This is a genomic window from Mesorhizobium sp. M2A.F.Ca.ET.043.05.1.1, from assembly GCF_003952445.1.
Taxonomy (GTDB): Bacteria; Pseudomonadota; Alphaproteobacteria; order Rhizobiales; family Rhizobiaceae; genus Mesorhizobium.
Map to the genome: position 1 here is coordinate 5842292 of NZ_CP034446.1, position 24247 is coordinate 5866538.

At 60.5% G+C, this 24247-nt stretch carries 21 protein-coding genes, 1 tRNA gene and 1 pseudogene; 19 read left to right on the forward strand and 4 right to left on the reverse strand.

Annotated features, from left to right (window positions below; all coding sequences use genetic code 11):
• Window positions 1–5 precede the first annotated feature (5 nt).
• Complete coding sequence (locus tag EJ069_RS28090) at window positions 6–248, forward strand: DUF2274 domain-containing protein (RefSeq protein WP_126057786.1); 243 nt, start codon at window positions 6–8, stop codon at window positions 246–248.
• Window positions 249–483: 235 nt separating this feature from the next.
• Here EJ069_RS28090 and hemN read toward each other — a convergent pair whose 3' ends face one another.
• Entirely contained in the window at window positions 484–1833 is a 1350-nt protein-coding gene (gene hemN, locus EJ069_RS28095; RefSeq protein ID WP_126059321.1) for an oxygen-independent coproporphyrinogen III oxidase, read from the reverse strand.
• A gap of 152 nt (window positions 1834–1985) precedes the next feature.
• Between hemN and EJ069_RS28100 the strand changes: the two genes are divergently transcribed.
• From EJ069_RS28100 to EJ069_RS33575, 13 genes and pseudogenes are all read left to right on the forward strand, one after another.
• On the forward strand, window positions 1986–2729 hold the full coding sequence (locus tag EJ069_RS28100; RefSeq protein WP_126057787.1) for a Crp/Fnr family transcriptional regulator: 744 nt from the start codon (window positions 1986–1988) through the stop codon (window positions 2727–2729).
• A 496-nt stretch (window positions 2730–3225) separates the two neighbouring features.
• Complete coding sequence (gene ccoN, locus EJ069_RS28105) at window positions 3226–4845, forward strand: cytochrome-c oxidase, cbb3-type subunit I (protein ID WP_126057788.1); 1620 nt, start codon at window positions 3226–3228, stop codon at window positions 4843–4845.
• Window positions 4845–5576, forward strand: a complete 732-nt coding sequence (ccoO, locus tag EJ069_RS28110) for a cytochrome-c oxidase, cbb3-type subunit II (protein ID WP_126057789.1) — start codon at window positions 4845–4847, stop codon at window positions 5574–5576. Before ccoN ends, ccoO begins: the two co-directional genes overlap by 1 nt.
• 11 nt (window positions 5577–5587) lie before the next feature.
• Window positions 5588–5737: a cbb3-type cytochrome c oxidase subunit 3 gene (locus tag EJ069_RS28115; RefSeq protein ID WP_024502864.1), complete on the forward strand. Its 150-nt coding sequence runs from the start codon at window positions 5588–5590 to the stop codon at window positions 5735–5737.
• A 2-nt stretch (window positions 5738–5739) separates the two neighbouring features.
• On the forward strand, window positions 5740–6603 hold the full coding sequence (gene ccoP, locus EJ069_RS28120; RefSeq protein WP_126057790.1) for a cytochrome-c oxidase, cbb3-type subunit III: 864 nt from the start codon (window positions 5740–5742) through the stop codon (window positions 6601–6603).
• Window positions 6604–6768: 165 nt separating this feature from the next.
• Complete coding sequence (gene ccoG, locus EJ069_RS28125; RefSeq protein ID WP_126057791.1) at window positions 6769–8328, forward strand: cytochrome c oxidase accessory protein CcoG; 1560 nt, start codon at window positions 6769–6771, stop codon at window positions 8326–8328.
• Window positions 8325–8822, forward strand: a complete 498-nt coding sequence (locus EJ069_RS28130; RefSeq protein WP_126057792.1) for a FixH family protein — start codon at window positions 8325–8327, stop codon at window positions 8820–8822. The genes ccoG and EJ069_RS28130 overlap by 4 nt, the downstream gene beginning before the upstream one ends.
• Window positions 8819–11092: a cation-translocating P-type ATPase gene (locus EJ069_RS28135; protein ID WP_126059322.1), complete on the forward strand. Its 2274-nt coding sequence runs from the start codon at window positions 8819–8821 to the stop codon at window positions 11090–11092. The genes EJ069_RS28130 and EJ069_RS28135 overlap by 4 nt, the downstream gene beginning before the upstream one ends.
• A 5-nt stretch (window positions 11093–11097) precedes the next feature.
• Window positions 11098–11253, forward strand: coding sequence for a cbb3-type cytochrome oxidase assembly protein CcoS (ccoS, locus tag EJ069_RS28140; RefSeq protein ID WP_081714250.1), 156 nt, complete (start codon window positions 11098–11100; stop codon window positions 11251–11253).
• Between the two features lie 612 nt (window positions 11254–11865).
• Window positions 11866–12210 carry a hypothetical protein gene (locus EJ069_RS28145; protein ID WP_126057793.1) on the forward strand — a complete coding sequence of 115 codons (345 nt, stop codon included), beginning with the start codon at window positions 11866–11868 and terminating at the stop codon, window positions 12208–12210.
• Window positions 12211–12490: 280 nt separating this feature from the next.
• Window positions 12491–13671: pseudogene (gene ubiM / locus EJ069_RS28150) on the forward strand (5-demethoxyubiquinol-8 5-hydroxylase UbiM).
• Window positions 13672–13925: 254 nt separating this feature from the next.
• Entirely contained in the window at window positions 13926–15089 is a 1164-nt protein-coding gene (locus EJ069_RS33570) for a GGDEF domain-containing protein (RefSeq protein ID WP_245455339.1), read from the forward strand.
• Window positions 15083–15748, forward strand: coding sequence for an EAL domain-containing protein (locus EJ069_RS33575; protein WP_245454739.1), 666 nt, complete (start codon window positions 15083–15085; stop codon window positions 15746–15748). Before EJ069_RS33570 ends, EJ069_RS33575 begins: the two co-directional genes overlap by 7 nt.
• Before the next feature lie 1454 nt (window positions 15749–17202).
• Here the strand turns inward: EJ069_RS33575 and EJ069_RS28160 are convergent.
• Both EJ069_RS28160 and EJ069_RS28165 read right to left on the reverse strand, forming a co-directional pair.
• The gene (locus EJ069_RS28160) at window positions 17203–18525 is read right to left on the reverse strand and encodes an integrase (protein WP_126057794.1); all 1323 of its coding nucleotides are present in this window, start codon (window positions 18523–18525) and stop codon (window positions 17203–17205) included.
• A 114-nt stretch (window positions 18526–18639) separates the two neighbouring features.
• Window positions 18640–18729 (reverse strand) — tRNA-Ser (locus EJ069_RS28165).
• 328 nt (window positions 18730–19057) lie between these two features.
• Here EJ069_RS28165 and EJ069_RS28170 point away from each other — a divergent pair.
• The 3 genes from EJ069_RS28170 to EJ069_RS28180 all read left to right on the forward strand — a co-directional run bounded on the left by EJ069_RS28170 (window position 19058) and on the right by EJ069_RS28180 (window position 20835).
• On the forward strand, window positions 19058–19753 hold the full coding sequence (locus EJ069_RS28170) for a 50S ribosomal protein L21 (RefSeq protein WP_126063932.1): 696 nt from the start codon (window positions 19058–19060) through the stop codon (window positions 19751–19753).
• 99 nt (window positions 19754–19852) lie between these two features.
• Window positions 19853–20122 (forward strand): 50S ribosomal protein L27, encoded by a 270-nt coding sequence (gene rpmA / locus EJ069_RS28175; RefSeq protein WP_095767205.1) that lies wholly within the window; start codon window positions 19853–19855, stop codon window positions 20120–20122.
• 125 nt (window positions 20123–20247) lie between these two features.
• Window positions 20248–20835 carry a GNAT family protein gene (locus EJ069_RS28180; protein ID WP_126063933.1) on the forward strand — a complete coding sequence of 196 codons (588 nt, stop codon included), beginning with the start codon at window positions 20248–20250 and terminating at the stop codon, window positions 20833–20835.
• A gap of 184 nt (window positions 20836–21019) precedes the next feature.
• Here the strand turns inward: EJ069_RS28180 and EJ069_RS28185 are convergent, their stop codons facing one another.
• Complete coding sequence (locus tag EJ069_RS28185; protein ID WP_126063934.1) at window positions 21020–21883, reverse strand: endonuclease/exonuclease/phosphatase family protein; 864 nt, start codon at window positions 21881–21883, stop codon at window positions 21020–21022.
• A gap of 163 nt (window positions 21884–22046) precedes the next feature.
• Between EJ069_RS28185 and obgE the strand changes: the two genes are divergently transcribed.
• A complete protein-coding gene (obgE, locus tag EJ069_RS28190; protein WP_126063935.1) occupies window positions 22047–23081 on the forward strand; it encodes a GTPase ObgE in 1035 nt (344 codons plus the stop codon).
• Complete coding sequence (proB, locus tag EJ069_RS28195) at window positions 23078–24217, forward strand: glutamate 5-kinase (RefSeq protein ID WP_126063936.1); 1140 nt, start codon at window positions 23078–23080, stop codon at window positions 24215–24217. The genes obgE and proB overlap by 4 nt, the downstream gene beginning before the upstream one ends.
• Window positions 24218–24247 lie beyond the last annotated feature (30 nt).

Genomic DNA, 24247 nt, shown 5'->3' on the forward strand with positions numbered 1-24247 from the left:
TTATCATGGCTGACCTGAAACTTGGAAAACTTCCGGACCGAACAGCTTCGAAGATCACCATTACCGTCAGCGCGGAGCTGAGCCAAACACTCAAGGAGTATGCTGCACTTTACCGTCAGACCTATGGTCAGTCTGAAACCGTGGCAGAACTCATCCCTTTCATGCTGGCGGCGTTTCTGGAAGGCGACCGAGCCTTTGCCAGGGCCAGAAAAGAACGTCTGCCGACGGAGCTTGCCGGAAAATCGTGACTCCTCCGCTAGGGCAGCTGGAACATTGCCTAGCTGTCGCGACCTACCTGCTCCTCGCGAAGCATAGGATCAAACCCCTTGGAATGTAGGTATGCGCAAGAGAGGATGTGGAAGGAGATACCGCGCAACAGCCTAAGTTTGCATTTTCGATTTGATGCGGTAGTCGCCTATGAGCGGTCAAAACGAACGCAGCTGGTTCGCCGATCGACCAAACGGCGAGCGCACTGTGCTTTGCTCAGACCGCCACCGAGTGCCTCGCCGTTCCCCCTTTGAAATATGTATCGAACTTGGCCGCGATGGTTCGAATGAAGGGGCGACTTTCAGTCCGTACGAGGAAACTGTCACCATCGAATTCAAGCGCTCGGGCAGGATCGTGGAGTGCGATGGACCTCGAGCGATGAAGGAGCTGCTCGCCGGCTTTGCCGAACCGCTCCACCAGATCGACTGCCGAGAAGGCAAAATCACACATCAGCCGCTCGATGATCCAGCCACGGACGCGATCGTCGTCGGAAAGGGCAACGCCGCGGACGGCAGCCAACCCGCCATCCGCAACCATGCGCCCGTACCCGGCAGTCGAAGCCATGTTTTGCACGTAGCCTTGGCGAAAACGACCGATGGACGAAGGGCCAAGTCCGATCAGTGTCGGGCAGCGATCCTCAGTGTAGCCCTGAAAATTGCGATGCAAAACCCCTGCGCGGGCCGCTATGGCCAGCGCATCGTCGGGCTTCGCGAAATGATCGAGTCCTATTGCCTCATATCCCTTGGCGACAATTGCCCGCGCCGCGAGTTGAGATTGGGCGAAACGCTCAGTGGGACTCGGCAGCCATGCCTCGTCGATCATCGTCTGATGCTTCTTGAACCAGGGCACATGTGCGTAGCCGAACAGGGCCATCCGGTCTGGCTCCAAGGTCAGTGCCTGCGCCACCGTGGAACAGATCGTCTCGCGTGTCTGATTCGGGAGCCCGTAGAGCAGGTCCAGATTGACCGATTCGACGCCCCGCGAACGAACCCCGTCGACGACTGCCTTGGTCTGCAAAAAACTCTGCTCACGATTAATTGCTTTTTGCACTTGCGGATCGAAATCCTGCACGCCGAGGCTCGCCCGGGTTACGCCGATTTGAGCAAGTGCATCAAGGCGCGCCTTGTCCATGTCGTTGGTTTCGATTTCGATGCTGACCGTAGCATCCGGGAGAAAGTCGAAGCTGTCCCGCAAGGCCGCTCCAAGAGCAACCATATCATCGGGCCTCAGAATAGTTGGCGAACCGCCACCGAAGTGGATTGCACGGACATGTGCCTTGCCGCTCAGCAGACCGGCAATCGTGACGATTTCGGCATTCAGCGAGCGCAGATAAGCGGCCACCGGCTCATATTGGTGCGTCTGCTTGGTGTGGCAGGCGCAGAACCAGCAGAGCTTGTCGCAGTAAGGAATGTGCAGGTACAGCGAGATTTCGTCGCCGCTTTCCAGCGTCTCCAACCAGCCACGGTAAATGGCAGCATCGATCCCCGAATGGAAATGCGGCGCCGTCGGATAGCTGGTGTAGCGTGGGACGTTCTCGCTGAGTTTGACAGCTATTTCCGATTGCATCTCGCGTTCACCGTGTTGCCCGCCGGAACACTGCACGCATCGCTGAAGCAGACCCTGATCTCGATCAGCCGCGCTCATGGACAAACCGCCGCAGGATTTCTCTACCCTGGATGGGTATCCTGCCGGCAGTTAGGATCGGGTAAGGCGAACGCATGACCTTTCGGCAAGACATTCATAGTTCCGGCATTCCTGTTCTTTGCTTCCCTTGCGAGGCACGGCGTCGCGGTGTCTGCGGTGCGCTCGATCCAGACAATTTGGTTGGGCTCGCCAAGACTTGCTCGCGTCGCCGGATCGAGTCAGGAATGGAGTTGACCGGCGAGGCACAGAACGTCGACAGCTACTCCAACGTGCTTTCAGGCGTTGTAAAGCTATCAAAGAGCCTGTCGGATGGGCGCCAGCAGATCGTCGGTCTCCAGTTTGCACCGGATTTTCTGGGACGTCCTTTCAAGGTGGAAAGCTCGATCAATGCGGAAGCGGCAACAGCAGTCACGCTGTGTTCGTTTCCGCGAGCGGCCGTCGAACGGATGATGAAGGCGTCACGGGAATTCGAGCATCGCCTGCTCAAACAGACGCTGAATGAACTCGATGAGGCGCGCGAGTGGATGGTGACGCTGGGGCGCAAGACAGCTCCGGAAAAGGTAGCGACTTTTCTCCTCATGATGGCCCGGAATATCGATTCCAGTCTCGATGCGGCTTCCGGGTCGGCGTCCTTCGATCTGCCGCTGACGCGTGTCGAAATGTCTGATTTCCTTGGAATCACCAACGAGACCGTGAGCCGCCAACTGACGCGATTGCGGGCTGACGGGGTGATTCGGATTGAGAACGCACGCCATGTGACGGTGGACAGCATAAGCCGTCTGGAGAAGCGCTGTGGCGGCGGACGCGAGCGGCCCTAAGCGGCGAGGCCATGTCGCATGACTCCGGGGCGGGCCGTGTTTGCCTTTTAATGCGATGTTGCCGCGCCTTCGACGAAGCGGCGTCACGGTCGAGACAAACAGCTTTCGGGCTTTGATAGGAACGTGACCAATCGCCAGGTGTGTTTCGGCACATACCGGCGAAGCATGGTCCTTAATCTGCCACGGCTCGGCGGAACGATCGCGTTCGTTTCCAATGGGATCCGAACAACGTTTGGCAGGGCATCGGCAATAGCATCCAACGCGCGCAGGGCCTCAGCTTTCGCCTCAGCGATCGCGTCTGCGCCCGCCCAACCCAGGGAACGCCTTCCATGAGGGGGGTGAGCCCGCGCTGCGTTCCTCGTTCATTCGCCACCTGCTGATTGCGCCGCCGACACAAAATCTTGCGGCCTGACATAGATCAGGGCGAGGGGGCGGCGGCTGCGCGATTAGTGCGCTGCGGATTTGGCATCCACCAGATTCGAGATCGGGATCTGCAATGAAATTCGGCACAGAGATCGTCCTTCTAAGCGTGTTCGCTTTTGCGGCCCTGGTGGCCGCCGGCTTCGGCGTGGATGAACCTTTCCGCCGACACATGTGGGTGTTGTTCTTCGCAGTGGCTGGTTTCACTGCGATCCTGTTGCGCAACACGGAGTTCAAGCCAGCAGCTCCGATTGACCCATCCGCTTACATGGATGGTCCGATCCGCTACGGCGCGATCGCCACCGTGTTCTGGGGTGTCGTCGGCATGCTGGTCGGCGTGGTGATCGCGCTGCAGCTCGCCTACCCCGATCTCAACATCCAGCCCTGGTTCAATTTCGGTCGTTTGCGGCCGTTGCACACATCCGGTGTCGTCTTCGCCTTCGGCGGCAACGCGCTGCTTTGCACGTCTCTGTATGTCGTGCAGCGCACCTGCCGCGCCCGCCTCTTCGGCCGTGATCTGGCCTGGTTCGTCTTCTGGGGCTACCAGCTGTTCATCGTCATGGCCGCGACCGGCTACCTGCTCGGCATCACCGAGGGCCGCGAGTACGCCGAACCCGAATGGTATGTGGATGTCTGGCTGACCATCGTCTGGGTCGCCTACCTCATTCTGTTCCTTGGCACGATCCTGAAGCGCAAGGAACCGCATATCTACGTGGCCAACTGGTTCTACCTGTCGTTCATCGTCACCATCGCGATGCTGCATGTGGTCAACAACCTGTCCATACCAGTCTCGTTCCTGGGCTCCAAGAGCTACTCCGCCTTTTCAGGGGTCCAGGACGCCTTGACGCAATGGTGGTACGGCCACAACGCGGTCGGCTTCTTTCTCACCGCCGGCTTCCTCGGCATGATGTATTATTTCGTGCCCAAGCAGGCGAACCGGCCAGTCTATTCGTACCGGCTGTCGATCGTCCATTTCTGGGCGATCATCTTTCTCTACATCTGGGCCGGGCCGCATCACCTGCACTACACCGCCTTGCCCGATTGGGCGCAGACGCTCGGCATGGTGTTCTCGATCATGCTGTGGATGCCGTCCTGGGGCGGCATGATCAACGGCCTGATGACGCTGTCCGGCGCCTGGGACAAGCTGCGCACCGATCCGATCATACGCATGATGGTGATGGCCGTCGCCTTCTATGGCATGTCGACCTTCGAAGGCCCCATCATGGCGATCCGGGCGGTCAATTCGCTGTCGCATTATACCGACTGGACGATCGGCCACGTCCATTCGGGCGCGCTCGGCTGGGTTGGCATGATCTCGTTCGGCGCAATCTACTACATGGTGCCGAAGCTCTGGAACCGGCAACGGCTCTACTCGTTGCGGCTGGTCACCTGGCATTTCTGGCTGGCGACACTTGGTATCGTTGTCTACGCCGCGGTGATGTGGGTATCCGGCGTCATGCAGGGCCTGATGTGGCGCGAATACGACGAGCAGGGCTTCCTGGTCTACTCCTTCGCCGAGACCGTCGCCGCCATGCACCCCTACTATGTCATGCGCGCCATCGGTGGGGCCATGTACCTCTCCGGCGCGCTGATCATGGCCTGGAACATCACCAGGACCATCCTCGGCCACCAGCGCGAGGAGGAGCCGATGCCGAGCCCCGTCGCCATCCGACCTGCGCGATCAGGAGCCAGGTAATGGGCTTGATGGACAAACACGCAATCATCGAGAAGAACGCCACGCTTCTTCTCGTTGGCTCGCTGCTCGTGGTGACGGTCGGCGGCATCGTCGAGATCGCGCCTCTCTTCTATCTCGACAATACGATCGAGAAGGTGGAAGGCATGCGCCCCTATTCGCCGCTCGAACTTGTCGGGCGCAACATCTATATGCGCGAGGGCTGCTACCTCTGTCATAGCCAGATGATCAGGCCGTTCCGCGACGAAGTTGAGCGCTATGGCCACTACAGCCTAGCTGCCGAGTCCATGTACGATCACCCCTTCCAGTGGGGATCGAAGCGCACCGGGCCGGATCTCGCCAGAGTTGGCGACCGCTACTCGAATGCATGGCATGTCGCGCATCTTACCGACCCGCGCTCGGTGGTGCCGGAATCGATCATGCCGAGCTATGGGTTCCTGAAAGACACGCCGATCGACGTGAAGGATTTCTCAACGCATCTGGTCGCCAACAGGCTTGTAGCCGTCCCTTACACCGATGACATGATCGTCCACGCCAATGCGGATCTGGCGGCGCAGGCCGATCCCAATGCCGACACATCAGGCCTTGAGGCGCGTTACCCAAAAGCCAAGATCGGCGACTTCGACGGCAACCCGCAACAGGTCACCGAAATGGATGCCCTGCTCGCCTACCTGCAGATGCTTGGCACACTGGTCGACTTCAAAAATTACGACGAAGCCGCCGGCTACCGCTGAGGAGAACGCTGATGACCTACAATTTGATGCGGGCGTTTGCCGACAGCTGGGGCCTGGTTGCGATGGCGCTGTTCTTCGTGGGGTGCATCGCCTTTGCCCTACGCCCCGGCAGCCGAAGGCTGGCCGACGAAGCGGCCCGCATTCCGCTCGAGGACGAGTGATCATGAGCGACGAGCATATCGATGAAATCTCTGGCGTCTCGACCACCGGCCACGAATGGGATGGCATCCGGGAGCTGAACAACCCGCTTCCCAGATGGTGGGTTATCACCTTTTACGTCACCATTGTCTGGGCGATAGGCTACACCATCGCCTATCCAGCATGGCCTCTGTTGCACTCGGCGACGAAGGGTGTGCTCGGCTATTCCAGCCGCAACGAGGTCAGGAACGAGCTGACTGCGGCTGAGGCCGCCAAGGGCAAATATATCTCGGCGGTGGAGTCCAAGAGCGTCTCGGAGATCTCCGCGGACGACGGCCTGCGCGAATTCGCAATCGCCGCCGGTGGCGCCGCTTTCAAGGTCAATTGCGTACAATGTCACGGCTCCGGCGCCCAAGGTTCCAAGGGCTTTCCCAATCTCAACGACGACGACTGGCTATGGGGCGGCAAGGCCGAGCAGATCCAGCAGACGATTACGCACGGCATCCGCTTCGCATCCGATCCGGACACGCGCCTGTCGGAAATGCCGGCCTTCGGCGACATCATTACCGCCGACCAGATCGCACAAGTCAGCGCCTACGTGGCCAGCCTTTCCGGCAAGGTCCGCGATGCAAGTCTGATCCAACCCGGCGCCAAGGTCTTTGCCGAGAACTGCGTCGCCTGTCACGGCGACAATGCAAAAGGCAACAGGGAATTCGGCGCCCCCGACCTGACCGATGCGATCTGGCTCTATGGATCCGGTGAGACAGCCATCGCCGCACAGGTCCGTGCGCCAAAACAGGGCGTCATGCCGGCCTGGGTTGGCCGTCTCGGCGAGATCAAGGTCAAGGAACTTGCAGTTTATGTCCATTCGCTTGGCGGCGGAGAATAGGAATGGAAGTCCTATTCTTCGGTCCCCCTGCCAAGCGGACGAGGCCCGGCGTGAGCCGGGCCTCGACACCATCCCTAATGCGATCTGCACAACCCGGCAAGGCTATCCTACCGCGAGGCTTTACGACAGGTGCCCCTGACATTGGCTGGGAAAGTGGAGTTGCACATGCGTGATAAGACGCAGTTGACACGGCTCGAAACAGAAACTGTCAATTCCGCCAAAACCCGCAAGCCGCTTTATGCCGCGCGTCAAAAGATCTTTCCGAAGCGCGCCTCGGGCAACTTTCGTCGCTTCAAATGGCTGGTGATGACGATCACACTTGGCATCTACTACCTGGCTGCGTGGCTGCCTTGGGCTCGCGGTCCATTTGCCCCGGACCAGGCAGTCCTGCTCGATCTCGCGAACCGGCGCTTCTACTTCTTCTTCATCGAGATATGGCCCCAGGAATTCTTCTATGTGGCCGGCCTCCTGGTCATGGCGGGCGTCGGTCTTTTCCTGATCACCTCGACTGTCGGCCGTGCCTGGTGCGGCTATGCATGCCCTCAGACGGTGTGGGTCGATCTGTTCCTCGTCGTCGAACGTGCGATCGAGGGGGACCGCAACGCCCGCATGAAACTTGACGCAGGTCCCTGGACCGCGCGCAAGCTCATGCTGCGTGTGTCCAAGCACACCATCTGGCTGGTCATAGGGGCGGCGACTGGCGGCGCCTGGATCTTCTACTTTGCCGATGCACCGACGCTGCTCGGCGAGCTCTTCACCGGCACTGCGGCGCCCGTCGCCTACATCACTGTCGCCGTCCTGACGGCTACCACCTACACGTTCGGCGGTCTGATGCGCGAACAGGTCTGCACCTATATGTGCCCGTGGCCCCGCATCCAGGCGGCCATGCTCGATGAAAATTCCCTCACTGTCACCTACAATGACTGGCGCGGCGAACCGCGTTCGCGCCACGCCAAGAAGGTGCTGGCCGCAGGCCAGCCCGTGGGCGACTGCGTCGACTGCAATGCCTGTGTCGCGGTCTGCCCGATGGGGATAGACATTCGCGACGGCCAGCAGCTCGAATGCATCACTTGCGCGCTCTGCATCGACGCCTGTGACGGCGTCATGGACAAGCTCGGCAAGGAGCGTGGGCTGATCGCCTATGCGACGCTCTCCGACTACAACGCCAACATGATGCTGGCGACTGCAGGCGGGTCCAGCTCAGTCAATCCATCGCTGATCAGGACCGCTGATGGCCTGTTCTCCGACAAGGTGGCGCATTTTCACATCCGCAAGATCTTTCGGCCGCGCACCTACGTCTACATGGGCTTGTGGTCGCTGATCGGCCTCGGCCTGCTCTATTCGCTGCTGACGCGCGATCGGCTCGAACTGAACGTATTGCATGATCGCAATCCCCAGTTCGTCACGCTGACCGACGGATCCATCCGCAATGGCTATACCGTCAAGCTGCTCAACATGATCCCCGAGCCGAGGACGATCGTCGTAACCATGCAGGGCCTTGAAGGCGCTGACATGGTCGTCGTCGGCGACGACATCCCCGCAGGCCGTTCCTTCGCCATTCCGGTCGAACCCGACCGCCTGAAAATGCTGAGGGTCTTCGTTCGCCAGCCGGCGGACCAGATCCGCGCTCCGGCACAGACCTTCAAGTTCCGCGTCGAGGACAGAGCCAGCTTTGAGTCGAACGAGTACACCGCCACCTTCAACGCGCCGGAGCCCCTCAGATGACTGCCAATGTACAAAAGCCTCGTGAATTCACCGGCAGGCACATGCTGGTCATCATCCTGGCCTTTTTCGGCGTGGTCATCGCAGTCAATCTGACCATGGCAACGCTCGCCAGCACAAGCTGGACTGGCCTCGTCGTCGAAAACACCTATGTGGCGAGCCAGCAATTCAACAAGAAGGCCGAGGAAGGACGGGCGCAGGCAGCACTTGGCTGGACCGGCAAGCTGACCATCGCATGGGGCGAAGTTCGCTATGGCCTCGCCGACGTCGCCGGCAAGCCGGTTCCCTTGCACGGCGTCAAGGTGCTGTTTCGCCATCCCGCGTACGAGAAGGAGGACAAGTCGGTCACCCTCGCACCCGCCTCGGGCCAGGAATTCGCAGCCCAGCACATGCCGAAGGACGGCGTCTGGATTGTCGAAGTCGACGCCGACGCCGGTCTGGACAAACCGTATCGCGACGTCCGCCGGATCATGATTTCCAATGGAGCGCTGCAATGAGTTGTTGTGCACCGGGCGCCGAAATGGCGCTTGATCTGGTCAACACCGGATCGGTCCTGCCGTCCAGCCAGGAGATCAGGCTGGCGAGCCGATCGCTTGGCGATGATCTTCACCAGACCGATCTTTCAGTACCGACGGTTCATTGCGCAGGCTGCATCCAGACGATCGAGACGGCGCTGGGAAAGCTCGATCGCGTCGAGAGCGCCCGCGTCAACCTGTCGACGAAACGGGTCTCTGTCCGGTGGCGTGGTGACGAGGTCCCACCGTTCGTCGTCGCGCTTGGGCGGCTAGGCTACCAGGCGCATCTCTTCCCTTCCGAGGTCGGCGACAAGGACAGGACGTTATCGGATTTGATCCGCGCGGTCGCGGTTGCCGGCTTTGCGGCGGGCAACATCATGCTGCTTTCGGTCTCGGTCTGGTCCGGCGCCGAAGGTGCTACCCGCGACCTGTTTCACTGGGTCTCGGCGCTGATCGCCATTCCTGCCCTCGCCTTCGCCGGCGGCATCTTCTTCCGTTCGGCCTGGAATGCTTTGCGCCATGGCCGCATGAATATGGACGTGCCGATCGCGGTCGGTGTTTCGCTCGCCTACGCCATGAGCCTCTACGAGACGATCAACCATGGCGATCACGCCTATTTTGACGCGTCGGTATCGCTGCTGTTCTTCCTGTTGATCGGCCGCACGTTGGATCACGTGATGCGCGAACGTGCCCGGACCGCTGTGAAAGGCCTGTCCCAGTTGGCCGCACATGGCGCCATGGTGCTGCGCAGCGACGGCGCGCGCGACTATTTGCCGGTCGGCGAGATCGAACCAGGCATGCGGTTGTTGATCGCAGCCGGTGAGAGGATCCCCGTCGACGGCAAGATCATCCAGGGAACGTCGGATCTCGACTGCTCGCTGGCCTCAGGCGAAAGCACGCCGAAAAACGTGGCGCCGGGCGAAGCAGTTCAGGCCGGCGTGCTCAATCTTACCGGCCCGCTGACGATTGAGGCGACAGCCGCCGCGAAGGATTCGTTTCTGGCGGAAATGGTTCGTCTTATGGAAGCCGCAGAGGGCGGCCGCGCGCATTATCGCCGGATCGCCGATCGCGTTTCAGCGCTCTATGCCCCGGTGGTTCATCTCACAGCCTTCGCGACGTTCCTTGGCTGGATGGCGGTGACCGGCGACTGGCACCGGGCGATAACCATCGCCATTGCCGTTCTGATCATCACCTGCCCGTGCGCGCTCGGCCTCGCCGTACCGATCGTTCAGGTGGTCGCCGCGCGGCGCCTGTTTGAGAACGGCATCATGGTAAAGGACGGTTCTGCCATGGAGCGCCTGGCGACGATTGATACAGCGGTGTTCGACAAGACCGGAACGCTCACGCTCGGCCAGCCCCGGCTGGTCAATGCATCGTCGATCGATCCGGCCATGCTGGCAGTCGCGGGAGACATGGCTACGCATTCCCGCCATCCTTTTTCAAAGGCCATAGCCGGTTTTGCCCATCCCGGCGGGCAGTACAAATTTGATGCCGTCACCGAGCATCCAGGGTTTGGAATCGAAGCCACTGGAGCCGGAAGCACCTGGCGGCTAGGCCGACGCGGATGGGCTGGATGGAGAGCCCGGACCGGTGGTGAAGGCAAACATGGCGGAACCGTGCTGACAAAAGACGGGTTCATTGTCGCGACCTTCGATTTTGAGGACGCGCTGCGCGCAGACGCCAAGGCGGCGATCGGGCAATTGAGCCATGCCGGGGTGTCAGTGGAAATGCTGTCGGGCGATACTGCGGGTGCCTGCGGTGAAGTCGCAGAAATGCTGGGTGTCAAGGACTTCGTTCCGTGCCTGCTGCCATCCGGCAAGGTCGAGCGCATCGAGACCCTGGCGAAAGACGGACACAAGGTTCTGATGGTTGGCGACGGCCTCAACGACACGCCGGCGCTCAGCGCGGCGCATGTCTCGATCGCTCCAGCTACCGCCGCCGACATTGGCCGCAATGCCGCCGACTTCGTATTCCTGCGCGAAAGCCTTCTGGCAGTGCCTCTCGCGCTGGACGTCTCGCGCAAGGCGGGACACCTGATCCGCCAGAACATCGCGATTGCGATCGTCTACAATGCGGTGGCAGTACCAATCGCCATCCTCGGGCACGCCACGCCTTTGTTAGCGGCGATTGCCATGTCTGCCTCATCGGTGCTTGTTATTGGAAACGCATTGCGCTTGCACGGCTTCGGGGCGAATGCGACGCTGCAAGTTATTCAAAAAGTCGGACGCTCCGCAGTCAGCTATTCGGCATAATCCTCGTGACGACGTTGCTCTATCTCATACCAGTGGCCCTTTTTCTGGGTGCACTGGGTGTGTCCGGCTTCGTCTGGGCATTGCGAAGCGGTCAATACGAAGATCTCGACGGAGCCGCCGAGCGGATACTAATTGATCGGGACGACAAACCGGAACGCTGATTTCAATCCGCTGTGCATAAGATGCGCGGATCGCGCTCGTCAGTCGAGCCGGCTCGGTCGGGAACAAGCTGTCCATGCTCCATGCTCCATGCTCCATGACCATCTTGACCTAAGCTGCACACTACATTTGTGAAAAGCCTCTGTCGTGCGAAGGACTGCCTCCCATTGCACCCAGTATGAGGCGGCTGATGCCACGAGAGTACCTCGCGTGGCCGGACGAGAGCTTGGCCATGTGCGCACGGGTTCCAAAGTGGAACGTCACGGTCGATCACCTGACCGTGAACCGCCAGTGCCGATTGGTCATGTCTGGCTGATCCAGATCAGGGTCATACTCATCGGTGTGTTCTATTGACCAGTCTTCGACGGAGAAATGCATGACTTACGGAAAGATTGGTCGTCATTATCAGCACCTTCACGGTTCTGGGTTTTCTGTCGTGTGGTCGGCCATGCCTTGTGCTTACGGCGCAGCCATTAGCTGACCGGCGTCGTGTGTATCTCGCTTGCTGGCTGACCATCCGCGTGGCTGCGCGGACACGGGGGCCGATCAACAGCTTTCGCCTTTGATGGGTTGTGTGCGTCGAAAGTGGCCTTCTTTGGGCTGACTTCGTAGAAATGTTCCAGGGCTCGCATCCAGCGCCGAAGATCCTCGTGATGTCAACGTGCTGCGGAGCATCATCGGGGTTGGGACGTGCGTTTTCGAGATCGATCAACCGTCCGAAGTTGATCATTGGTTCGAGTGACGCGCGCTATTTCGACGACTATGTCGCCGCGTGGGCTTTGCTCTATCGGCGACTGAATTGCAAGGACATCGACATCGAAGCCATGCAGCAGGTTCTTGATGAGATATGCGCGGTCGTGGATAAAAGTTTCCGCTACCTTGGCTGGGATGACGAGAGAGAGCGCTACGTTCGATACCCTCGCAAGAGAGCCCGCTTCGACGTCGTGGAGCGTGAGTAGTATGCGCAAGGGTTCCAGGTGGAATGTGGCGATCGATGCGGCGCGGCCGTGGCTGACCAGCGTCGCGAGTGTCTCGCTTGCTGGCGGCGATCTGCGCGGCTGCGCGGCCAAAGGGCGGGATCGGTTAGCCGCATCCACCTCTGAGCGCTTTGAGTGCTTCGTTGCCGATCGATGCGAATCTCCCGGCCCAGCGCCTTTAGGCAATGCGGCGGCCACGGAGCTCATGTCACTCGGCTCAGTTCCACCGTTACACGAGGATAGGCGACCGGATGGCGGCACGCTGATGGGCTCTGACGATAATTTTGACATCGTTGTCGTTGGAGCCGGCCCGGTCGGCCTTTCGTTCGCTGCGTCGCTTGCCCAAAGCGAACTCAAGGTGGCAGTTGTTGAACAGAACACATTCGATAGTCTGGCGAATCCGGCTTTCGATGGTCGCGAAATCGCGCTGACCAACGCTTCGATCAGAACCCTTCGCGAGCTCGGCGCCTGGGATGTCATCCCGGCTTCGGACAAATCAGCACTTCAAGGCGCGCGCGTGCTCAACGGCTCGAGCGCATTCGCTCTTCGTTTCGATCCTCCCAGCAACTCTGGAGAACCGCTGGGGTTTTGGTTCCAAATTGCCGGATCCGCGAGGCGCTGTTCAAAATCGTCCGCTTGCAGGATCGCGCCCGGCTGTTGTGCGGCCACTCGGTCGTCGATGCAACAAACAGCCAAGAAGGAGCAGTCGTAACGCTCTCTAATGGCGCGCGTTTAACTGCTCGGCTGGTTGTTGCCGCGGATTCGCGTTTGTCCGCCACGCGTGATCTGCTAGGCATCGGCGCCGATATCAACCGGCTTGGCCACTCGATGCTGATTTGCCGAGTGAGGCACGAGCGCGCCCACCACCAGATCGCCATCGAATGGTTCGATCACCATCAGACGATAGCGATGTTGCCCCTCGCGGAGGGCATGTCGTCGCTGCTGCTCACATTGCGCTCAAACGAGGCCTATAGACTGCTTGCCTTCGATGATGATTTGTTCCTGTCGGAGTTGACGAAACGGTGTCGAGGGCGCCTTGGAAAAATGACCTTGGCAAGCAAGCGCCACACCTATCCGCTGGTCACGACCTGGGCGCACAAATTCCGGGCGCCGAGCGCCGCACTCATCGGCGACGCTGCCATCGGCATGCACCCGGTGACCGCTCACGGATTCAACATCGGTCTCAGCAGCCAGAAGCAACTCGCCCGTGGAATCATGACTGCGTGCCGCGACGGCCGCAATGTTGGCGACCCCGACATGCTGCATATATACGAAAGGCGGCTGCGCCTGTCGGCGGCGCCGCTCTACCATGCAACGAACATATTGATTGGACTCTACTCCAGAGACCACCTGGCGGCACGGCTTGCAAGGCATCTGGGGCTTCGCTTTGCCCAACATGTTCCCCTTGTCCGGCATGGGATATCGGCGGAGCTCCAGCGGTGATACTGCACCAGCAGTCGCATTTTTGCGCGTGCTGGGCGAGCGATGGGAGAGAGTGCATGATGCACCGGAGTAATCCTGCTCCCCGACGCTGATCTCCGATTGAAGAATTAACCCGTCCTTCAGGGGGGCTGCATAGGCTGCGGACAAGCAGGAGTAAGCAAGCTGACCCGTCCAGCCTTGGAAAAGAAGATCCGCTGGAGGCGAGAATCCTTCAGGACCAGCTCGCTGATCTGAGGGCAGGCCTTTTCGTCTCAATGCCGATAAGCATTGTGCTGTCCGGGCTGATTTTGACCGTGCAGGCCCTTTCCGGGAACGGTCTTGCTGGCGCGGCCTGGTTTTCGGTCGTTAATGCGATAAATGCCGCCCGCCTTGCACTCGCCCGTCATCAGCTGAAGGAACCCGGAGTCCAGGATGATCTGACACGGGTTTGGCTGCGGCTTCGCTGGTTTGGCAGGCTTGCTCTTCTGGCGGGATTCACCTGGTCATTCCTTGCCATCCTAACGGCTGGATACACGACGTCTCAAGCATCGCTGCATCTAATAATTCTGGCGGGCATTTCAGCTGGCGCGGTCACGTACGGCAGCTCATATGCTGCGGCAGCGATATGCTTCATCACACCGCCACTCCTCATTGCCGCCGCATGTTTGCTGACGAAGGGAGCCCCGGAAAACTACATTCTGGCTTTTGCCGTCCTGCTTTTCGAGGGCGGCCTGGTTCGATCCTCGTTCGTTGGACAAGCGCGCTTCCGTGACGCGAGCCGCCTGAGACATCAAGCCGAGCGGCTTGCCGCGGAAATGGAGCGCAATTCCAGGGAGGACCATCTTACCGCGCTCCTCAACAGGCGGGGCCTCGAACATGCAATCGATCAGTTTGAGAACACCGATGGACCCTTTGTGGCCATGCTGATTGATCTGGACGGGTTCAAATCTGTCAACGGTACCTACGGTCACAGAACGGGTGACGAGCTGCTTGCCAGGATCGCCCGCCGAATAGAGGAAGAAGCACCGGAGGGCTCAACGCTCGCCCGCATCGGTGGGGATGAATTCGTGCTGGTTTTTTCTTCGCGAAAGAATTCTCCTTCTCCCACCAATCTCGCGTCCAATCTCATAGCCAAGCTTGCTCGCCCCTATCCTGGGATCGCATCCGTCCGCATTGGAGCGTCTATAGGAATCTACTTGGCTGAAAACCCCGGACTGACGGAAATGTTGTTGCGGGCCGACATCGCCCTTTACACAGCTAAGCGCCGCGGCAGGAATGAATTTTGTCTGTTCGGTGCCGAGCTAGCCCGGGAACTGCAACGCCGCCAGTCAATCGAACGCGATCTTCATTCGGCGATAACGATGAGAAGCTTGGTCGCTTGGTTTCAGCCAATCGTAAGACTCGAAACTGAAGCGTCGTCGGTTTTGAAGCCTTGCTAAGATGGTCTCACCCGCTTCACGGTCCCATTTCTCCGCCCGAGATCATGACAGCGGCACGCGAAACTGGAATGCTTCAGCTGCTAACTCAAACGGTATTCGCCGACTGTTGCGCTCTTATCGAGGGCTTGGTCAAAGCTGACCGTCGTGATGTTCGTGTGGCGATGAATGTTTCACCGCGCGAGTTGGAAGCTGGCGATATTGACGAGATGATTCTTAATGGTCTGGCGGCAAAAGACCTCCCTGCAACGATGTTCGACATCGAGATTACCGAAGAAGCCCCAGTGGATCCGGACAGAGTGGATGAAAAGCTCGGCCAGCTTTCACATGCTGGCATTTCTATCGCGCTCGAGGACTTCGGCACCGGTTTTTCGACGTTGGCATCGCTCAAGGACAGTCGGATCAGGAAAGTGAAAATAGATCAGGGCTTCATTCGCGGCTTAGCCAAGTCCCGGGAGAATCGGCTGCTTGTCAAAGCGGTGATTGACCTTGGTAGGACGCTCGGGATCGAGGTCATGGCCGAGGGCGTTGAAACAGAGGCAGATCGGCAAACTCTGTACAAGCTTGGCTGCAGAACCGCGCAGGGCTTCCTGTTCTCTAAGGCAGTGCCTCTCCATTTGGCACTTGATTCGGTAGTAAAAGAGCACGCGAAGGAGTTGTGACCGGCCTCTCCGTCCGTGCTGCTCGCGGAACTTTCATGTGGGGTGGACCTGACGCGCGAAAGCCGTTTCGGACGGTAGAGTTATTACGGGGGCGAAACTGAGCACGTGGTTTGGATAGCAGCAATCCGGTCCACCGGCGCACATGCAGCGGCTTCATACAAGCGTTCAAGTTGCGAGATGAGCTTGAGTGAACGACGTCGGAGAATTGCGTCCCTTGGACGCTGGTTTCGCGGTTCCCGTAGGATTCGATTACGGGAAGCGTTCTTGGCTGCTTCTCGGCTCAGCGCTCATCTGGATGAACAACGTACCCGCGGTCAAGGTTTTCGCGACCTCAACCCAGTCACCATCCCGCAACAGCAGCGGTCGGGTCCTGATCAAGCGCTCAGCCTCAGCACAGGTGCTGGAGCAACGGTAGAGCGCGGAAAACGTGTATCGGAATGCGCTGGCTCACCATAGGAAGCTGCCACGGCATGTCGAATGTCCCCAGGGGGCGGGACCGTTCCCTTGCATTTGTCTCGATGACGGGCTCTCAAAGCTAAAGCCAAGAGAGCTTTATAAAAATCGCACCCGATCGGCTGCGCAACGACGACCAGCTGAGGCCCGATCGGGTGCTAAGGTCGTGCCAAAAAAGGCGCGTCACTGTCGCATTTCTAGCCGGCTTGCGATCGGACGTCATCTCTTGGCGATCGTTGCCCCTTCTCTCAAATGCGCTTAGCGGCGCCGACGGCGAATAGCGCAAGCTTTTCCACCCGTTTCTACTCCACTACCGAGACTCGTCACCAACCTCCTTTTATTCGCTTCCATATGGCCCATCCTGTCTCCAATCGAGGAGGAGCGCGAACATGGGCCAAGCCGTAGAACGTCTCAGTCTCGGGAATTCTTCTGCTCGCCAAACTGCCGTTGTCACCGGCACCATATTTGGCAGGGTGACAGTGAACGACAAGATATCAGGCGTTCTTGTCTGGGCTGAACTATGCTTGCAAGCCATAACCCAAAAATCGCCGATCCCTTTGAATTCGAGCCGGATGAATGGGTGTTTCAAAATTTTTGGCGGTTTTAGGCAGAACCCTCCGATGGCCCGCGTACCGGTCAAGCTTCGTGAGCACTTTAGGTTCGTCGATCAGGCATAGGTTTGTATCCCATGCCACATGCTGGCCGTTTGCCTAGTTCGGAAGCCCTCGAGAGGCGTTGCTCGTCTTGGTATGGCGTCGCCCCTTTTTCCGATCCATCGGCCACGGAGCTAGAATGCTGTCTAGCTGTTGCCGCCTACTTGGTCATCCGGCATGGAGATGCCTATATACCGACCTTCGAAAGGCTGGAATACGAGGTCGAACAAATGCGGCGGAAGCTCGGAAATCGCGAGCGAGCGCAGCGCGTGCTGGCCACGCTCAACCTAAATGGCTCGGACAGCTGGAGCCGTGAGGTTGGTTCTCAAGGCCTGGATGGCGCCGCAATCACATTCGCCCGGGCGGGGTAAAAGCGATTTTTTGAAGCCACTCGCGCTTTTGCGCTAACGAAGGTCCCGCGCCGTATTTGGGCCGGATCCATTTGTGGCCCATCAGAGAAGCAATTACCTTCTCCGGCGCCTCAACTGCCGTCAGCCGGTCCTCGAAAGTGTGTCGCAGGCTATAAAGACTATGCTCGGAAGTCGGCAGAAGTTCCTTGCTGGCGAGCACCTTGTTGACGAGCGCTGAAAGTGACGCGGCCTTGTCGCGATAACGAGGAAAGCCGTCCGGATGGAGCTTGATGGCTGCAAGTGCGCCGCCAACCAAGGGAATGTCACGGGCTGAATGACCGGTCTTCAAGCGACGGCCATTGGGGCGCACCCGCACATGCGGGATTTCTTGATCGAGGTGGATTGTTTCGGTGGTGAGGTTTGCCGCTTCAGAAAGCCTGAGTCCGGTATCGGCAATCACATAGATTAGATGGCGGGCTTCGTCATTGAGTCCGTCGAGCGCGCCTTCAGCGAGTATCTTCTCCTGAATGAACTCCGCTGTGAACGCAGCGCGTTGCCCGGGGACGGCGCCGGAAAGACGCAGGTTTCGAAAAACCGGCTCCAGCTTGAGCTGGTGAGTCAGATCGACGACGCGCAGCATTTTCGAAACATGGCCGATGTCCTTGTTGGCCGTACCGATATCAAGTCCATCCTCAACGATCCGCTTTTGCCACCACTCGCGGAACGCGATTGCGTCGTCCCGAGTGAGGCTTGCGATCTCCTTGTCGCCAATGACTCCAACCAGATTGGCAACTGCGCGCTTTTTGGGGTTACGCCATTTCTTGATTTGGTTAGGCGACATGGTCAGCAAGTTCTGTTGCTCGATCGTCTCGAATTCCTTGATAAGACCGCTCAGGCGGACCGCTGGCCGCTTCTCCCCACCCATGACGGCCGAGACGTCCTGCGCGTCCTCGATCGATTTTTTGTCGAGGAGCAGCTTGATACGGGCCATGAGTTCGTCGAGCGGCCCCGCTGCTAGTTCCTCGTTAGAGCGATAGGCCAATCCAAATGACCGCGCGCGCTTCCTCGCGGCTTCGAAACGCAGCCCCGCCTCGGCGGATTGGCCTTCCCGCAGTCTACGCCAATACGCCTCCAGCCCCGCGCCGAGGCTTTGCACTGCATCTCGCGCCCGTACACCGCGGGGATCGTCAGCCACGGCGACGCCCGTGGAAATGCGTACTAGGCAGCGGCGATCAAACGCCGCGAATTCCTTCGGCACCCTGCGGACGAGATACCAGATGCCTTCACGTTTATGCGGCTTTGGCGCTGCGGAACGTCGCATTATCTTTCTCTAATGTTACACAGTTTGTTACACAGTCTAAGATAAGTTTCGCTTCGCGCTGGTCAAGCGCAACAAGGAAGCTTTTGAAAGGAAACGATTATTATGGAAGCTAAATGGCGGAGAGGGAGGGATTCGAACCCCCGATACCCTTGCGAGTATGCCGCATTTCGAGTGCGGTGCATTCGACCACTCTGCCACCTCTCCGCGAGGTCATGGTCGGCCGTTGCCGGCGCGGCGCACTAGATAACGGCTGACTGCCGGAGTTACAAGGCCCTATTCGAGCGAATTCCAGCTTCCGCGAAAAGCAGCGGCGACGGCGCACCCGCCTCCTTTGCCGGCGGCATGGCTCGGCGTGTCGTCCGGGGCAGGTCTGTTTGCCTTGACTCCAACGCAACCTTCGGTTAGGGACAGCCCGCATTCGGCGTGGAGGCTCTTCCGCGCCGCTTGTTTTTTGAACCCGCAGACTGACAAAAAGACGGCCGAACCGCCCGAGGCGGTTCATCGAGGCCGACCGAACAGCGAAAGGCAAAAAATGTTCGCAGTCATCAAAACGGGCGGCAAGCAGTATCGCGTCGCCGCCAACGATCTCCTGAAGATCGAGAAACTCGAAGCCAAGGTCGGCGATATCGTCGAGATCGGCAATGTGCTCGCCCATGGCGAGGGCGAGAATGTCACCTTCGGCGCACCGTTCGTCGATGGGGCTCTGGTTACGGCGGAAGTCGTCGAGCAGGGCAAGAACCGCACCGTCATCGCTTTCAAGAAGCGCCGCCGCCAGAATTCGCGCCGCAAGATCGGCCACCGCCAACTTCTGACCACCGTCCGGATCGCCGAGATCCTGCTGGGTGGCGCCAAGCCGTCGAAGAAGGCTGCCGCGAAGCCGGAAGCCAAGGCAGAGGCGAAGGCTGAAGTCGCCGCCGAGGCGAAGGCCGAGGTGGCTGCGAAGGAGCCGAAGGCCAAGAAGGAAACCAAGGCCGAGGCCGCTTCCGGCGAAGAGGCAAAGGCCGCGCCGCTGTTCAAGGCGCCGAAGGGCGAGCCGGACGACCTGACCGTGATCAAGGGCATCGGCCCGGTGGCGGCGAAGGACCTCGCCGAGCAGGGCATCATCACCTTCGCGCAGCTCGCCAAGCTCACCGACAAGGATGTCGCCAAGATCGACGAGCACATGCCGTTCAGCGCCGACCAGATCAAGGACTGGCGCGAGCAGGCCAAGGAACTGGCGAAGAAGTAATTTTTCCGGCGACGATCGTCGCCGGTACGGACTTGAAACGGAACGCGAACGCGTTCATAAGACCATTCAAGCGCCTCAGGGCGCATCGGAGTTAGTCAAATGGCACACAAGAAAGCTGGCGGTTCGTCGCGCAATGGTCGCGATTCGCACTCCAAGCGTCTGGGCGTGAAGAAGTTCGGCGGCGAAGCCGTCATCGCCGGCAACATCATCATTCGTCAGCGCGGCACGCAATGGCATCCGGGCACCAATGTTGGCATGGGCACGGACCACACCCTTTTTGCGCTCGAAGCTGGCGCAGTCACCTTCAACAAGAAAGCCAACGGCCGAACCTACGTATCGGTGAACCCGATTACCAAAGCAGCGGAGTAGCCGGTTCCGCACCATAACACCGGCGCCCATCTCGGGAGCCGGTGTCTGGCCAGGCCAGGAAAAGGATCAGGAGAGATGGGCTCGCCCTCTCTCCTTTTTCATTTTTCTTGCCCTGGAGGACTAAAATGGTTGCCGAAGCGGAAGACACCGAAGACGAAAGTTATGCGATCGATTGCCCGGCGCTGGCCACCGAGCGGCTGGTCATGCGCGCCCCGCGCGAGAGCGATCTCGAGCAACTCGTCACGCTTGCCGACAACCGACATGTCGCCGAAATGCTGGCCCGCATGCCGCATCCCTATGGCGAGGCCGAGGGCCGCACCTTCCTTGCCATGGCGGCGTCGCGGCGCGCCGGCATCGTCTATGCGCTGACGCTCAGGGACAGCGACACTTTCGTCGGCTGCGCCGGCCTGAACACGACCGATCGCGGCCTGGAGCTGGGCTACTGGATCGGCGAGCCTTTTTGGAAGCGCGGCTACGCCACCGAGGCCGCGCATGCGCTGGTCGACCTCGCCTTCCAGCGGACCTCGATCCAGGTGCTGCATGCCTCGACCCGGGTGATCAATCCGGCCTCGCGGCGGGTGATCCACAAATGCGGCTTCCAGTATGCCGGCCAGGGCATGCTGAATTCGATCGTCGCCGGCCAGGTGCCTGTCGAGCGTTATCGCTTGGATCGCAAGACGTGGAACAGTCTCCGCAACTGGATCCACTATTGATCGGTGCTTCGGAAGGTGGAGCGGCGCGCCCTCACCCGGATTGCCAACCGAATTGCGAAGGGCAATTCGGGGCAATCCGACCTCTCCCCAAGGGGAGAGGAGCAGGCGAGCGCCGGCGCCAACCTCTTCTCCCCTGGGGGAGAAGGTGGCCGCGAAGCGGCCGGATGAGGGGGAGTACCGCGACTCAGTCCAGTTCGGCCCAGAGCGGGAGGTGGTCGGAGCCGATGGCGTCCCGGTCGGACCACAGGCGCTGCAGCGATCTGGCGAGCGAGGCGCTGGTAAAGATGTAGTCGATGCATTTGTGGCGGCTCTTGTCGTCGGGCCGCTCAGGATCCACCCAGGTGACGAGGTCGGCGACCGCCAGACGCTGGGCGACATCGACGGCGAGGTCGGCGGTCAGCGGCATGCCGAACTCATGATCCGGCCGGCCGGCCAGCTCGACATATTCGGGCGAGCCGGGCAGCATGTTGAAGTCGCCCATGACGATGAAGGCTTCCGGATAGGGCAGGTCCGGAAGGCCGATCTCGGGAATGCCCGACAGGCCGCCGCCTTCCAGCGCATAGTTCAGGAGGCGCTGGCGCAGGAAACGGATTTGACCCTGGCGCTCGACCGGGCTGCGGTGATCGAGATGGGTGGAGTAGAAGCGGATGAAGCCGAGCGGCGTCTCGATCAGCGCCTCCAGCGCGCCGCGCTGAAAGTTCATGGTCTCGAGGCTGCGGCTGCGCGGCAGAAGGAGATTGCGCGACAGATGAATGGGCGTCTTCGACAGCACCATGTTGCCGAGCTGAAAGGACGTCGAGATGGCCCGGCCGTTCTCCAGGCGCGAGCCGATATTGACCTCGAAATTGCTGCCATAGGCGGCAAAATAATCGGGCAGCGCCTCGCTGATCTCGGCCACCATGTCGCGGTCGCCGTTGCGCGGGTTGTTGCGGGTCACTTCCTGCAGTGCGACGACATCGGCGCCGCGCACCGCGTCGGCGATGCGCCCGACATCGTATCTACCGTCGAGGCCGATGCCGTATTGGATGTTGTAGGTGACGATCTTCATTCCCGTGCCCCTCCAGCACTCCCCGCGACAGTGCTACCGCGTCCCCGGCTAAAGGGCATCAGGCGCTTTAGTCGCAAAACGGGCCTCGCCCTTAGCTCCGCCTTGGTTTAAGGCATGCCTTAGAGCAATCGCTCATGGGCATCAGCAGAAACTTGAAAATCCGATGAAATTCCTCGACCAAGCCAAGGTTTACATACGTTCCGGCGACGGCGGCGCCGGATCGGTGTCGTTCCGGCGCGAGAAATTCATCGAGTTCGGCGGCCCGGATGGCGGCGACGGCGGGCGAGGCGGCGATGTCTGGGCGGAAGCGGTAGACGGGCTGAACACGCTGATCGACTATCGCTACCAGCAGCATTTCAAGGCCAAGACCGGCATGCACGGGATGGGCCGCAACATGACCGGCGCCAAGGGCGCCGACATCACGCTGAAAGTGCCGGCCGGCACCCAGATCTTCGCCGAGGACAATGAGACGCTGATCTGCGACCTGACCGTGGTCGGCCAGCGCTTCCTGCTGGCCAAGGGCGGCAATGGCGGCTTCGGCAACCAGCATTTCAAGACCTCGACCAACCAGGCGCCGCGGCGCGCCAATCCCGGCCTGCCTGGCGAGGAGCTCAGCATCTGGCTCAGACTCAAGCTGATTGCCGATGCCGGCCTGGTCGGGCTGCCCAATGCCGGCAAGTCGACTTTCCTGGCGGCGGTCACCGCGGCCAAGCCGAAGATCGCCGACTATCCGTTCACCACGCTCTATCCCGGCCTCGGCGTCGCCCGCATCGACGGCCGCGAATTCGTGCTGGCCGACATCCCAGGCCTGATCGAGGGCGCGCATGAGGGCGTCGGCATCGGCGATCGCTTCCTCGGCCATGTCGAGCGCACGCGCGTGCTGCTGCATCTGGTCTCGGCGCAGGAGGAGAACCCGGGCAAGGCCTACAAGACGGTGCGCGCCGAGCTCGAGGCCTATGGCCATGGGTTGACCGACAAGGTCGAGATCGTGGCTCTCAGCCAGATCGATATCCTCGACGCGGACGCCCGCAAGAAGAAGGCGGCCTCGCTGAGGCGCGCCGCCGGCCGCGCGCCGCTGCTTCTGTCGGCCGTCACCGGCGAAGGCGTCGAGGCGGTGCTGCGCGCGCTGATGGCGGTCGTCGCCGAATCGCGGGACGCCGTTCCGGCTCCCGTCGAGACGCGTTGGCAAAACCCATGAAATCGCTGAAATCGTACCGGCGTATCACCGTCAAGATCGGCTCGGCGCTGCTCGTCGACCGCGCGACGGGCTTGAAGCGCGACTGGCTTACCTCGCTTGCCGACGACATCGCAGTGCTCGCCAATGCCGGCGCGGAAGTGCTCGTCGTCTCCTCTGGCGCGATCGCGCTTGGGCGCACCATTCTCAGCCTCGGCAAGCGCGCGCTGAAGCTTGAGGAGAGCCAGGCGGCGGCCGCCGTCGGCCAGATCGCGCTTGCCGGCGCCTGGTCGGATGCCCTCGGCAAGGACGGGCTGAAATCCGGTCAGATCCTTTTGACGCTCGGCGACACCGAGGAACGCCGCCGCTATCTAAACGCGCGCGCGACGATCTCGACGCTGCTCAAGATGAAGGCGGTGCCGGTCATCAACGAGAACGATACGGTAGCCACCTCGGAAATCCGCTACGGCGACAATGACCGGCTGGCGGCGCGGGTGGCGACGATGATGGGTGCCGACCTTCTGGTGCTGCTCTCCGACATCGACGGGCTCTACACGGCGCCGCCGGCCAAGGACCCGGGAGCAAAATTCATCCCGGTGGTCGATCGGATCACGCCCGACATCGAGGCGATGGCGGGCGCCGCCGCGTCCGAGCTGTCGCGCGGCGGCATGCGGACAAAACTCGACGCCGGCAAGATCGCCAATGCCGCCGGCACGGCGATGATCATCACCTCGGGCACCAGGCTGTCGCCGCTGATGGCGATCGAGCGCGGCGAGCGCGCGACCTTCTTCAAGCCGAGCGCCAATCCGGTGAAGGGTTACAAGACCTGGATCGCCGGGCAGCTCGAGCCGGCCGGCCGGCTCACCGTCGACGCCGGCGCCATCGGCGCGCTGAAATCGGGCAAGTCGCTGCTGCCGGCGGGCGTGAAGCTGGTCAGCGGCAATTTCTCGCGCGGCGACACGGTGGCGATCCTGTCGCCCGAGGGCCGCGAGATCGCGCGCGGCCTTGTTGCCTATGATGCCGCCGATGCCGTAAGGATCGCGGGATTGAAGACGGCCGAGATCGAAAATGTGCTCGGCTATGAGGCGCGTTCGGCGATGATCCATCGCGACGACCTTGTGGTAAGCGTCGCCGGCGACCACGTATTGGCCGACGACTAAGAATTGAACGACGACGGGCGGAGGATGACC